The sequence below is a fragment of the Pusillimonas sp. genome, from assembly GCF_044464525.1.
In the GTDB taxonomy this organism is placed as follows: Bacteria; Pseudomonadota; Gammaproteobacteria; order Burkholderiales; family Burkholderiaceae_B; genus Pusillimonas.
On the sequence record NZ_JBIQLE010000008.1, the window covers coordinates 80,770 to 92,917 of the forward strand.

At 58.5% G+C, this 12,148-nt stretch carries 9 protein-coding genes and 2 tRNA genes; 6 read left to right on the forward strand and 5 right to left on the reverse strand.

What is annotated here, in order from left to right; translation table 11 throughout:
* Nucleotides 1-17: 17 nt before the first annotated feature.
* From bcsA to bcsC, 4 genes are all read left to right on the forward strand, one after another.
* Nucleotides 18-2,624 carry a UDP-forming cellulose synthase catalytic subunit gene (gene bcsA, locus ACIY1O_RS06565; protein ID WP_397474290.1) on the forward strand — a complete coding sequence of 869 codons (2,607 nt, stop codon included), beginning with the start codon at nt 18-20 and terminating at the stop codon, nt 2,622-2,624.
* A gap of 87 nt (nt 2,625-2,711) precedes the next feature.
* Nucleotides 2,712-4,913: a cellulose biosynthesis cyclic di-GMP-binding regulatory protein BcsB gene (gene bcsB, locus ACIY1O_RS06570; RefSeq protein WP_397474291.1), complete on the forward strand. Its 2,202-nt coding sequence runs from the start codon at nt 2,712-2,714 to the stop codon at nt 4,911-4,913.
* A 28-nt stretch (nt 4,914-4,941) separates the two neighbouring features.
* Nucleotides 4,942-6,015 carry a cellulose synthase complex periplasmic endoglucanase BcsZ gene (gene bcsZ / locus ACIY1O_RS06575; RefSeq protein WP_397474292.1) on the forward strand — a complete coding sequence of 358 codons (1,074 nt, stop codon included), beginning with the start codon at nt 4,942-4,944 and terminating at the stop codon, nt 6,013-6,015.
* Nucleotides 6,012-9,497 (forward strand): cellulose synthase complex outer membrane protein BcsC, encoded by a 3,486-nt coding sequence (bcsC, locus tag ACIY1O_RS06580; protein ID WP_397474293.1) that lies wholly within the window; start codon nt 6,012-6,014, stop codon nt 9,495-9,497. The genes bcsZ and bcsC overlap by 4 nt, the downstream gene beginning before the upstream one ends.
* Nucleotides 9,498-9,661: 164 nt before the next feature.
* Here the strand turns inward: bcsC and ACIY1O_RS06585 are convergent, their stop codons facing one another.
* The 3 genes from ACIY1O_RS06585 to ACIY1O_RS06595 form a co-directional block, all read right to left on the reverse strand.
* Nucleotides 9,662-10,000 carry a hypothetical protein gene (locus ACIY1O_RS06585; RefSeq protein WP_397474294.1) on the reverse strand — a complete coding sequence of 113 codons (339 nt, stop codon included), beginning with the start codon at nt 9,998-10,000 and terminating at the stop codon, nt 9,662-9,664.
* Between the two features lie 119 nt (nt 10,001-10,119).
* The gene (locus tag ACIY1O_RS06590; RefSeq protein WP_397474295.1) at nt 10,120-10,494 is read right to left on the reverse strand and encodes a hypothetical protein; all 375 of its coding nucleotides are present in this window, start codon (nt 10,492-10,494) and stop codon (nt 10,120-10,122) included.
* Nucleotides 10,495-10,502: 8 nt separating this feature from the next.
* Nucleotides 10,503-10,682, reverse strand: coding sequence for a CsbD family protein (locus tag ACIY1O_RS06595; RefSeq protein ID WP_397474296.1), 180 nt, complete (start codon nt 10,680-10,682; stop codon nt 10,503-10,505).
* 141 nt (nt 10,683-10,823) lie between these two features.
* Here ACIY1O_RS06595 and ACIY1O_RS06600 point away from each other — a divergent pair, with 141 nt between their 5' ends.
* Complete coding sequence (locus tag ACIY1O_RS06600) at nt 10,824-11,084, forward strand: helix-turn-helix domain-containing protein (protein WP_397474317.1); 261 nt, start codon at nt 10,824-10,826, stop codon at nt 11,082-11,084.
* 291 nt (nt 11,085-11,375) lie between these two features.
* On the opposite strand, the gene ACIY1O_RS06605 is transcribed toward ACIY1O_RS06600, so the two are convergent.
* Nucleotides 11,376-11,463 (reverse strand) — tRNA-Leu (locus tag ACIY1O_RS06605).
* A gap of 3 nt (nt 11,464-11,466) precedes the next feature.
* On the opposite strand from ACIY1O_RS06605, the gene ACIY1O_RS06610 reads away from it, so the two are divergent.
* Complete coding sequence (locus ACIY1O_RS06610; protein ID WP_397474297.1) at nt 11,467-11,820, forward strand: hypothetical protein; 354 nt, start codon at nt 11,467-11,469, stop codon at nt 11,818-11,820.
* Between the two features lie 7 nt (nt 11,821-11,827).
* On the opposite strand, the gene ACIY1O_RS06615 is transcribed toward ACIY1O_RS06610, so the two are convergent.
* Nucleotides 11,828-11,917, reverse strand: a tRNA-Ser gene (locus ACIY1O_RS06615).
* Between the last annotated feature and the right edge of the window lie 231 nt (nt 11,918-12,148).

Sequence of the window (12,148 nt, forward strand, 5' to 3'; positions counted from 1 at the left end):
TAACCAAGGGGAAAGGCATGGGCCAGGGGTTACGTTTGCTGCTCGCACCAGATGTGTACGCGATGGCCCAGCGTCGCTACAGTCGTTTGCGTCGAGAGCGGCAAATGGGAGCCTTGGTTGCCGTCACGGTACTTGGCCTGGTCGCTTTGGCGCATGCACTCTTTCCTTTGGAAGGCGAGGCGTGGCAACGCTGGCGCCGGCGCTCGAAGCCATGGTTCGCCCACCTTGAGCAGAGGCCTTATCAATTCGCGGACCCAGTGCGTTATTTTTTTCAGGCTGTGTGGGTGATCGGTGCGTTATTGCTGCTGCGCCTGGACGGGCACGAAACGACGCATCCCCGCGTGTATCGGTGGGCGCTTCGCCGGGCTCGAATACTGAGGGCGCTTGCCGTGCGAAACGCCAGACGCGCATCGGCACACCTGCATCGCCTCATGCAACATCACATTCGTGGCTTGGACGGACCTGGCCCGCTGCCGCGTCGTGCTGTGGCAATAGCAGTGCTATTGCTTACCTTTGTATTCTTTTCCCTGGTGGTGACCCAGCCTTTGGAGCCCCATGCGCAGGCCTTGTTCGTCGCCTTGTTGTTTGCGGTTGCGCTGATCATGAGGCGTATTCCGGGCCGTCTGGCGATTCTGGTGCTTATCGTGCTTTCGCTGGTCGCGTCAGGACGTTATATCTGGTGGCGATACACCGCTACGCTGCACTGGAACACGCCGCAAGACACCATCTTCGGCCTCACCCTTCTGGCAGCCGAAACATATTCGTGGACAGTGCTGGTGCTGGGCTACCTGCAAACAGCCTGGCCGCTGCGGCGCACGTTGAAGCCATTGCCATCGGCTGAAAATACCTGGCCCACCGTCGATGTGTTCATACCCACATACAACGAAGACTTGGCTGTTGTAAGGCCAACCGTCTATGCCGCCGCCGGCATGGATTGGCCGGTCGGCAAACTGCGCATTCATTTGCTGGATGATGGGAACCGTCCTGAAGTAAGGGAGTTTGCGCGAATGGCGGGGGTGAACTACATAGCGCGCCCCGACCGACAGCACGCCAAGGCGGGTAATTTGAATTACTCGTTGCAAGTGACCGATAGCGAGCTGATTGCCGTTTTTGATTGCGACCATGTGCCTTCTCAATCTTTTCTGAAAATGACGGTGGGCGAGTTCCTGGTCGACCCTAAGCTGGCCCTGGTACAGACACCCCATCATTTTTTCTCGCCAGATCCATTTGAGCGCAATCTTGATCACTTCGGCAAGCAGCCGAACGAGAACACCTTGTTCTACGGGCTGATTCAGGACGGAAACGACCTTTGGAATGCAGCATTCTTTTGCGGCTCTTGCGCGGTATTGCGCCGCAGCGCGCTGGAGGATATTGGCGGCTTTGCGGTACAGACAGTAACCGAGGACGCCCATACGGCCTTGCGGCTGCATCGGCGCGGCTATCGCTCGGCTTACTTGCGTATTCCGCTGGCAGCCGGGCTTGCCACTGAGAGTCTGTCCGCGCATATTGGCCAGCGCGTACGCTGGGCGCGGGGCATGATCCAGATATTTCGCACGGATAATCCTCTGTTCGGCCCTGGTCTGTCTGTGGCGCAGCGTCTGTGCTATGTCAATGCCATGCTGCACTTCCTGGCCGGCATTCCCCGTCTAATCTACCTGGTTGCGCCCTTGGCGTTCTTGATGGCGCACGCCTACATAATTTACGCCCCGGCGCTGATGGTGGTGCTGTTTGTCCTGCCTCATATGATGCACGCAAGCGTGGCGAACTCTCGCATGCAAGGAGCATATCGGCGTACTTTCTGGGGCGAGATCTACGAAACGGTATTGTCGTGGTACATAGCAAGGCCCACCACCGTCGCCTTATTCTGGCCCTCAAAAGGAGCGTTCAACGTCACCGCGAAAGGCGGGTTGATTGAACGGCCGTATTTCGACTGGAAAATGGCAAGCCCATATATCGTGCTGGCTGTGGCAAATGTCGGCGGCTTGGGTTTCGGGATCTGGCGCCTGTCGGCCGGCCCCTCAGCCGAAGTCGGCACCGTGGTGTTGACCATGTTGTGGACCCTGTACAACCTGGTGTTGCTGGGCGGCGCCATAGCGGTGGCGGCCGAAAGCCGGCAGATTCGCCGGAGCCATAGGGTGGCCGCCTCAATGTCTGCCGCGTTGCAAACTTTGGATGGACGGCAGTTTCCTGGAAAGCTCACGGATTTCTCCTGTGGCGGAGTCGGAGTGTGTTTGCAAAACCCGCATGAGCTCCCGCCGCGAGAGCCTGTGTTCGTGCGACTGACACAAAAAGACAAAGTGTTCAGTTTTCCCGCGCATGTCAGCTCGTGCAAAGGCACACAGCTGGGAGTCGGACTCGACCTTCAAACGCCTCGACAACAGATTGAGTTCTTGCGTTGCACGTTCGGGCGTGGCGACGTCTGGGTGAACAGCCATAACTATCTATCCGATCAACCCTTGAAAAGCGGGTTGGGGGTTGCTCGCATTGGCCTTAGCGGCTACTGGCGCATGCTTGCCAGTTTGCCTTCCTTATTCTTGCGTCTGGTCAATGGCCCGCACTTTGTCATGAAGTGGTTGTGGTCATTCGTGCCGCGCACACCACTGCTGCATCAAAAGAGACTCTGAACCATGCATTACTCATATTGCAAATGGCTCGCGGCGCTGTGCTTGGTAATAGCTTGCGGCGATACAGCGGCGAAAACAAGCGCCGGCATGTCGAATGCATCGCCCTTGCTTGCCCCCGCGGATCAGAATTCACCTCGCACGACCCAGGTCCTGAATATGCCCGACCTGGCATACGGGGACGTTTTCCAAATGTTGGGACGACGCAATACCCAGTCGCTCGAATTTACGTTGCGTCGCGATCGCGTTGTTGAAGCTGCTGAACTGAACCTGGTCTTTACTCCGTCACCTGTTCTGCTGCCCCGCATGTCACATCTGAGGGTGTACTTGAACGACGAACTGATGGGGGTGATTCCACTTGACTCCGAGAAGCCGGGCGTGCGGCAACAAAAGAATATTGCCCTGGACCCCCGTTTCATGACTAGATTCAATCGGGTGCGGCTTGAGTTCATCGGCCATTACACCGATGTGTGTCAGGACGAAAGTCACAGCGCCTTATGGCTGGACATCAGTCGTGAAACCCATATTCGACTGGTTCAGCAAATGCTGCCGGTCGTGAACGATCTGGCTTATTTTCCCGAGCCGTTCTTCGACACGCAAGACATGACGGCGCAGAGCATTCCCATCGTTTTTGCGGCCGCCCCTTCAACCAACGAATTGCGGGCAGGGGCGATTCTTTCGTCATATTTCGGAAGTTTGTCCAGATGGCGCCGCGCGCAGTTTCCGGTGCATTACGATGCGTTGCCCCATTCCCACGTCGTGGTCTTTGCCACGAACGATGCGCGCCCGCATTTTCTTTCCGACTATCCGATGGTTGAAGGGCCCACCGTGGATATGGTCAGCCATCCCGATAGCGCCTACCTGAAGATGCTGCTGGTGCTGGGGCGCGACACCAATGATCTGGTCGCCGCGGCATCGGCCTTGGCCGTCGGCAACACGATATTCCGAGGGCAGAGCGTGCGGGTGGGGCAGATGCAGCAGATGGCTCCGCGCAAGCCCTACGATGCGCCGAACTGGGCGCCGGTGGACCGGCCCATCGCTTTTTCAGAATTGCTCGACTATCCGGAGCAACTTGATGTGTCCGGCTTGTATCCCAAACCGATTCTGGTGTCTTTGAACCTTCCGCCTGATCTTTTCGTCTGGAGGAACAGCGGCATACCCACGGCGATACGGTACCGCTATTCGTCACCCCGCAGCGCCGACGATTCGCGCCTGAGCCTGAGCCTGAATGGGCGTTTTGTAGACAGTTACCTGCTGCAGCCCGAAGAGAGCGCGTCTGCGGCAACCCGCTTGCGCCTGGCTATTCGAAGCAGCGAGAACATCAGCGACCAAGAACGAATTGTCATGCCCGCTTTGAAGCTTGGCGGAGAAAACCAGCTTCGTTTTGATTTCTCGTTTGCTGGTGGCGTGGGCAGTGCTCAGCGAGATCAATGCCAGTCGGTGCTGAACACCGACGTGCGCGCTGCCATCGACGATCAGTCGACCATCGATTTTTCGGGGTTTCATCACTATCTGGAAATGCCGAATTTGCGAAGCTTTGCCGGCAGCGGGTTTCCGTTCAGCAAAATGGCCGATCTTTCCGAGACCATCGTGGTCGTGCCGCCCAGGCCCAGTGTGGCGCAGACAACGGCTTTGTTTGAGATGCTGGCCGGCATCGGTTCTCAGGTCGGATACCCCGCCCTGGGGGTTCGTGTGGTTCATGACTGGAATGTCGCGCAATCCGAAGATGCCGACCTTCTGCTGATCGGTTCGATGCCGGAAAACCTGCGGGCCCGGCCCGACGCGCGTTTGCTGCTGCTTGACGCGCAAGCGGCGTTGCATCAGCCTCGCCAAGCACGATACACAAGTGCGACTGCCGCCGGCGCCATCCAATTGGCCGGCTTGCTGCCCGAACGGGAGGCCACCAGCCGTGTCATGGTTCAGTCATTGGCTCCGATGGCGGTTGTGGTGGGTATGCAGTCCGCCTACTATCCGCAGCGCAGCGTGGTGGCGCTGCTGGGTTCGACCGACGAAGACTTCGAATTATTACGCGACGCCCTGGCCGACTCGGGCAAGCGCGCGGCCATGCGAGGCTCGGTGGTGCTTATCCGGGAATCCGGCGTGGCCTCTGAAATGGTCGGCCCTCACTATTACGTGGGCCACCTGCCGTGGTGGCAGAAGGTTTGGTTTGTCCTTTCCGATCAGCCCGTGGCTCTGACGCTGGGCTCGCTGCTGGTGGTCATCGTATTAGCGGTCTTGCTGTGGATAGGCCTTTACCGGGTGGCGCGTCGGCGCCTGCGTCATGTGGATTAGGCGAGGCATTCTATTGGCGGGGCTGACAATGGCCCTGCTGCAGGGCAACGCGTCTTGCGCACGATGCGATCCAGGTGCGTGGGAAGACTGGCACGCTTTCCAGCGTGATCTCATCCGCCCAGAGGGGCGCGTCGTCGACCTGTCGGATGACCGGGAAATTACCACTTCCGAAGGGCAGAGCTACGCATTGTTCTTTGCTCTGGTCGATAACGATCAAGTATTGTTCCGGCGGCTGCTGCGCTGGACCGAGCGCCATCTTGCCCAAGGAGACCTGACGGCGCATCTGCCCGCCTGGTTGTGGGGGCGCAATGCCAACGGCGAATGGGGAGTGCTTGATGAGAATTCCGCTTCGGATTCCAATCTGTGGATTGCCTACGCATTGCTTGAAGCGGGCCGCCTATGGAACGAGCATAGTTATACCGTTCTGGGCAGCTTGATGCTGCAACGCATCGCTAAAGAAGAGGTAAGGGCGGTAGCGCCGTTCGGCCTTGCGCTGATTCCAGGCAAGCGCGGCTTTCTTTCCGAAACCAGTGTGCGGCTCAATCCTAGTTATGTGCCGCCGCAGCTTCTGGCGCGTGCGAGTCAGGCACAACCCAACTCGCTTTGGGGGCCGCTGCTTGAAAGCTCGGTAGAGTTTTTGATCGATACGGCTCCCTTGGGCCTGGCGCCCGATTGGGTCGACCTGCACCATGGCGAGATTGAGCCCACCACCGAAGGCCGAGTAGGCAGCTACAACGCCATCAGGGTGTATTTGTGGACCGGAATGCTGCACGACGAGGCTGTGGGCGCTCGACGCCTGAAAGCGCATTTTCGGCAGGCCTTGCGATATCTGGACGTGGGTGGCGTGCCCGCCGAGCGGGTCGATGTTCTGGACGGCAGTGCGTCTGCCGGGGGGCCCATTGGGTTCTCGGCCGCCATGCTGCCGCTTTTTGCAGACACCGAGTTCGGCCGGGAGCAACGTTTGCGGTTGGCCGTGGCGCCGGCTTCAGAAGCAGGTTACTACAGCCGTGTCTTGCGTTTGTTTGGCATTGGTTGGGATGAACGGCGCTACGTTTTTGATGCGAATGGATATGTCATACCTGCCTGGCGGAGGTGTCCATGAGATATGTTGCTTGGCGGTTATGCCTGTCTTTGGCGATTGGGGCGCCAAATTTTGCGTCAATTGTGCTGGCGCAGTCGTTGGCCGCGGACGATAACCGCGCTGTGCAAAGCGGCGAGGCCCTGCTGCTGCAACAGATACGTTTGGGCGAGACCCTGTATCGAGACGATATCGTGATCGATGCCGCCAACAAGCTGGATCGTATCCACGAAAACCACCTTCAGGGCATACTTGCCCGGTTGCGCATCGCCACACGGCTGGAACAGCAAGCAGAGGCGCAACGTTTGCGCGATAGATTAGAGCGCCTTGCCCCGCAATCGTTGGAAGCCCGTACAGGCCGGGTGTTGGTCAAGCTTACCGAGCCCGACGCCATTGCCGCACTTACACAGGCGCGGCTTTACTCGGCGGTGGGGCGGGTCGACGAAGCCATTCAGGCATACGATGCCCTGCTTGAGGGTGTATACCCCACGGCGGACCTGGCTTTGGAATATTGGCAGTTGTACGCCCGCCAGCCTGGTCACCGCGCGGCTGCCATACAGCAGTTGCAAGCGTCGCTGGAGATTTATCCCAGCCATGGCCCGATGCTTACCGCCGTGGCCAACCTTTTGTTCAGCGAAGAAAGGCCTGACGAAGCGCGCCGTTATCTTCGCAAGCTCGCAAAGTTGGACGCCTTTCGCAGCAGCGCAGCCAATCGAGAATACGATTACCTGACCACCCTGCCGATCAGTTCCGAGAGTCGTGAGCTTTGGCGTGGTTTTGTCGGAACCTATGCTGACCTGGACGCGGGCGCGCGGGGGCGAATCGAGCTGGCGCGGTTCGATGCCAAACTGAACGACCCTGCCTGGCAGGGGGGCAGGCAGGGCATTGATATGATTGAATCGGGTAAGGGCGCCGAAGCCCTGCATCGCCTTCAACAGGCGGTGGCTGCCTACCCTGATGATGTGGATTACCTGGGTGCGCTCGGAGTCGCTTATCTGCGTACTGGAAACCGTCGCCAGGCGCTGCATTACTTTGAGTTGGCCAAAGACAAAGAGCCTCGCGTCGACCATACCTATCGATGGGTCAGCCTGATTCGTTCCACGCAATACTGGCTGCTGCTCGAGGAGGCGAATCAGGCAGAAGAGGCGCGAAACTGGAAGCGTGCAAAAAGCCTATATCAACAGGCGTTGCCGCTTCAGCCTGAAAGCCCTTTTGCTCTTATTGGCCTGGCGGGCGCGGCGGCGGAGCTTGGCCAGGACGAGGCGGCCTGGCGTCATTTTCGGCAGGCCTTGCAGCTTGATCCGCACTCTGGCGTAGTGCAGCGGGGAGTGGCAAGATACCTTGAAAACCAGCCTCCTGAAAGAGCGCTTGCCTTGCTTGAAGAGATTCCCGCCGGCCGATCATCGGCCTTGGCGAACTTGCATGCGCAAGTGACGCTGCGCCTGCTGACGCTGCGGGCGGACCGGGCGACGGAAGAGCAGCGTTGGGCGGATGCCGAAACTGCCTTGCTGCAGGCTCAGCAACTAGACCCGGATGACCCGTGGCTAAGCTATGGCCTGGCGCGCGCCATGCGAGAACAAGGGCGGGCAGACGAAGGGCTGCGTGCATTCGAGACACATCTGAGCCGTAACCAGGGTGCGTCTGGCAGCCACTATGCACATGGCTTGTTGCTGGCCGCAGTTGGACAAGAACAGGCCGCTTTGGACACCTTGGCGGCAGTGCCGCGAACCTCGTGGGATGACCGCATGACGCAGCTGGAGGCGCGCGTGGCCGAGACGCAGTTGATTGCCCGGGCCTCGGCGTATCGTGAGGCGGGCCAGGCTTCCGCCGCAATTGCCTTGCTTGAGGAGCGGCCCGACTCCACGAACGCCCGCATGCATGTTGCGCGTTGGTCGTACGATGATGGCGATTACTCTAAAGCCCTGGCGAACTACAACGCCGTTTTGCGCATGGATGGCGCCAACCTTGATGCGCGCCTTGGGCAAATGGAAGTATGGCAGGCTCAAGGCAAGGCGGCGGCCGTCCAAGCAGCTTTGTCGCGGGCGGACTTCGATTTTCAGAATGAATCCACGGGTGTCCATAGACGGGTCGCCGACTTATGGGTTGCCCTGGGAGATACCGATCGGGCGCGGGATGTTTTGCAGCAGCGGTCGGCCCAGATGGCGGGGACCGAACGCGAGCCCTTGCTTTATCGTGATTTGGCGCGCCTTACCACGGCTTCAGACCCGCAACAGGCGCTGGATTTATATGCTCGGGCCATGAGCGATGCTGATATGCTTCCCCGCCAGGCGCTACAGTTTCAGCGTGATGACGTGACGTTTACACGTGCCATGCGCGCCAACGATGAAGACGGCTGGCTGGAGCGCGGTGTGCGCCGCGAGGCACACGAGCTATACGAGCGCCGGAACCCGACTATTACCGTGCACAATGATCGCTGGTGGCGTCGCGACGGCACGCCCGGTTTGTCGCGGCTGCACGCAGACACCACGATGGTGCAACTGAATTATCCGCTGTTCCAGGGCAAGGGCTTTCTTCGGGCGGATCATGTCCGCATGGATGCCGGCACTTTAGAGACGGATGCCGACGGCGTGTATCGAGGCGAGTTTGGCAGTTGTTCGTTTGCGGCGTCCAATACGCCCGCAGGCTGGCAGCCTGCGCCCGCCTGCACTAATGGCCTTAAACAGCGAGCCACCGGCACCAGCCTGGCCATAGGCTGGCACGGCGACCGCCTTTCGTTCGACTTGGGAACCACCCCCTTGGGCTTCGCGGTTACGAACTGGACAGGAGGGGTCAGCTACGCCGGCAAGCTGGGGGCAACCGGCTGGCGGCTGACGGCCTCGCGGCGCCCCATGTCAAATTCACTGCTGTCGTTCGCCGGCGCGCGCGATCCTTCCACCGGGGTGGAATGGGGCGGCGTCATGGCTACCGGCGGGTCGCTGAGCTTAAGCTGGGATCAGGGGGAGGAAAATGGGGTATGGGCCGACATCAGCCACCATCGGCTCTCCGGTAAAAATGTAGCCGACAACCATAGAACCCGCCTGATGGGCGGGTATTATCGGCGCCTGATCAATAAGAACAACGAAATGCTTTCGGCGGGCGTCAACCTTATGTATTGGCGCTACAACAAGGACTTGGGCGATTACTCGCTGGGGCAGGGGGGTTACTACAGCCCTCAACGCTACACCTCGGTGTCGCTGCCCATCAGCTATGCGCGACGCACATCTAACTGGTCATTCTTGTTCGAGGGTTCGGTGTCGCGATCATTTGCACGAAGTGTCAGCGAAGCAGACACCAGCCGCAGCGCCGGCACCGGCTACCGCGTGGCCGGCTTTGTTGAACGCCGCTTGAGCGACCATTGGGTATTGGGCGCCGGCATTGATTTCCGGCGCAGCAAAGACTATTCGCCCAGCCGTTTCATGCTGTACCTGCGCTATGCCTTCAAGCCGTGGCAGGGAGATTTACCGCTTGCACCCAACCCCATGATTCCGTATGCGGATTTTAAGTGAACTCTGAGAGGGAAAATCGTAGCTCTCGGGATGAACCGCGGTGTCCTTCTAATACTAGGGGACGAGGATACTGCCGATCAACTGCCCGAGCCAGGCCGACCGTACTGGGCGCCGAATTATCTGATTGGCCGCTGCCTCCAGAGTCATGTGCCTGCTTGGACGTGTCAGCGTTTTTCTTTATTAGACGTGCCTTGATCGGTGCCGGCGCTTTCCGTATCCGTGCCTTCGTTGCCGCTGAAGTCATCTTTGTCGCCGGTTTCCTTCCCGGTGGGTTTCCTTTCTTCGTAATCTGGTGTCGAGGTGTCGTCCGACCGGCTATCCGCGCCGTCGGAGTCGGCCCCGCTACCGTCATTGCCGGTAATTCCCGTCGTAGCCGCACTGCTGCCCGGAAGAGTGGCGCTGCCTGTAGCAGCTTCCGGCGCAGGACTAACTTGCTGCGCTAGCCCGGGCACTGTCCACGCCAAAGCCAGCGTGGCAAGCGAAAGTGTGATGAAGTGCTTCATGGTGCTCTCCTGAAGAGCTGTGCTGACGCTGCGCCGAAAAGCGCTGCCGGAAGCAGCAGCCGGAGCACTTAGACAAGCAGTTAACGTGCCCGACTTGCATGGGCGGGAAAACGCTAGGCTTATTTTCCGTACTTGGTTTTAGCTTCAGCAATGCACTGATCTTTGGCGTCGCCAGACAGAGCATCGCATTTCTCCTTGGCGACGTCATAGTCGGCGTCGCGCTTTTCCTTTACGGCATCATGCTGTGCCTCGGCCGATTTCTTGCCGGCCTTGGCATCGGCCTTGGCAGAGTCGCGTTGAGACTTTGCCTGCTGCTCGCAAACATCCTTCTCATTCCCGCTCATGCTGTCGCAGTGTTTCATTGCCGCATCGTATTGGGCGCTGATTTGATCGGATGTCATCACCTGATTAGCAGTCGCCGAGACGGCGAAAGCCATCAGCAGGGGGGTGGCGCCAATAGCGATTAAATACTTCAGGTTTTTGATGTTCAACATATGATTCCTTATTTTACTTTGTCGCGAACTGCGTCTTTGGCTTCACCCACCTTACGCTGGGCGGTACCCACATTTTTCTCGACCTTGCCTTCGAGCTCGGTTTGCTTGCTGCCGCTAACCTTGCCTGCGGCTTCTTTTACGGTGCCTTTGACCTCTTTTGCGGCGCCTTTGACTTTATCCTTGTCCATACGTATTCCTTCTTTTCGAAATTGGCGATAAGCCCGGGTAACCCTAAGGACCGCCTTCGAGCATCGCTCGGTTAGGGAATAGCAAGTGGCGTGCCTGGCAGACAAAAGAAACCGGCCGGCGCGGGCCCGCTCGGTGGCGGGTTGATTTCTTCAAATGCGAAAATCGATGTAACGATGCGCGAGTTCGACGCGATCTGCCCGCCGCCGGTGCGGGAGTTCAGCGCTGCCGACATCAAGCGCCTGCGCGAAGCGTTGAAGTTCAGCCAACCTGTGTTCGCTCTTCATTTGCACACGTCGGCCTCGACCGTGCGCAAGTGGGAGCAAGGCGATACCCATCCCACGGGGCCAGCCCTCAAGCTGCTCAATGTCATCGCCGACAAGGGCTTACAGGCCATCATCTGATACCTGACGACGAAGGAGACAGGCATTGGTGACTCGGATTGCTCCTTTCAGCTCATAACATCTTGAAGTCGCCTGTCGTGTGCTGGCCGATACCGAGCGCGGTCTGAGCGGAACGCAGATCGAGCGCCTGCTGCAAGAAATCGAGGTTAGTGACACGTCGCCCGGCATAACCAAGTGGAAGCGACTGTTCAAGAAGCTTCCCATAGTTGGCATCAACCGCCACAGAATCGGAAATAGATAGCTATTATCGTAAAAAAGCCGCCCCTACAAAAGCAGGGACGGCTTCCAAATTGGTGCCCGGGACCGGAATCGAACCGGTACGCTCGCAATGAGCGAGGGATTTTAAGTCCCTTGTGTCTACCTATTCCACCACCCGGGCAATATGCTTGCGCCTTTTGAAGCAGGCGACATATTACCAGCTTCTAGCGCGCGGCTTCTGGCTGTCGAGATAAAGACATCTTCAAATAAAGACATCCTCAATGCGTCGTGCATCAAGCACCCGCCCTTGTGTCAATCCTTGCTCGAGCCCTCGCTCCAGCCCCTTCTGTTCCGCATAATCAATCATGTCTTCGGCATCGACCAGCGCCTGTTCGCGCCGTTCGGCGATCAGGCGCAGTTCTTCGTCGGAGCACAGGGACTCAAGACGCTTGAGGGCTTCTTTGACGGGGAGCGCTTACCCCGTGATCGACCTGCCGAAGCGGGGAAGGGCCGGAAGAGCCAAGAACTGAAGACCTAAAAACCAGTGGCGGAAGCGGTGAGATTCGAACTCACGGACGGGTTGCCCCGTCGCCGGTTTTCAAGACCGGTCCATTCAACCACTCTGGCACGCTTCCACAAGGCTTGGCAGTTTAACGCATGGCGGCATACTTGTCATACAACAACGCTGGGTGGGCCGCAGGTGCGTATAAACGTCAAATAGTGTCAAGAAAGCAATGAAACTCCGTCAAAATGTAAGGAGATCGACGATTATAGGCCCTGAAAATGTAATTCGATGTTTTTAATGTTTTCAGTGTACGTTACACTCGTCCAGGTTTGAGTGACCACGAAAACAGAGAAAAGTAAAG

Bases quoted from the DNA above. Each gene is read 5' to 3' on its own strand.
- bcsA (WP_397474290.1), top strand. From the start codon at position 18: ATGGGCCAGGGGTTACGTTTGCTGCTCGCACCAGATGTGTACGCGATG.
- bcsB (WP_397474291.1), top strand. From the start codon at position 2,712: ATGTCGAATGCATCGCCCTTGCTTGCCCCCGCGGATCAGAATTCACCT.
- bcsZ (WP_397474292.1), top strand. From the start codon at position 4,942: ATGGCCCTGCTGCAGGGCAACGCGTCTTGCGCACGATGCGATCCAGGT.
- bcsC (WP_397474293.1), top strand. From the start codon at position 6,012: ATGAGATATGTTGCTTGGCGGTTATGCCTGTCTTTGGCGATTGGGGCG.
- ACIY1O_RS06585 (WP_397474294.1), bottom strand. From the start codon at position 10,000: ATGAAGCACTTCATCACACTTTCGCTTGCCACGCTGGCTTTGGCGTGG.
- ACIY1O_RS06590 (WP_397474295.1), bottom strand. From the start codon at position 10,494: ATGTTGAACATCAAAAACCTGAAGTATTTAATCGCTATTGGCGCCACC.
- ACIY1O_RS06595 (WP_397474296.1), bottom strand. From the start codon at position 10,682: ATGGACAAGGATAAAGTCAAAGGCGCCGCAAAAGAGGTCAAAGGCACC.
- ACIY1O_RS06610 (WP_397474297.1), top strand. From the start codon at position 11,467: ATGCTTGCGCCTTTTGAAGCAGGCGACATATTACCAGCTTCTAGCGCG.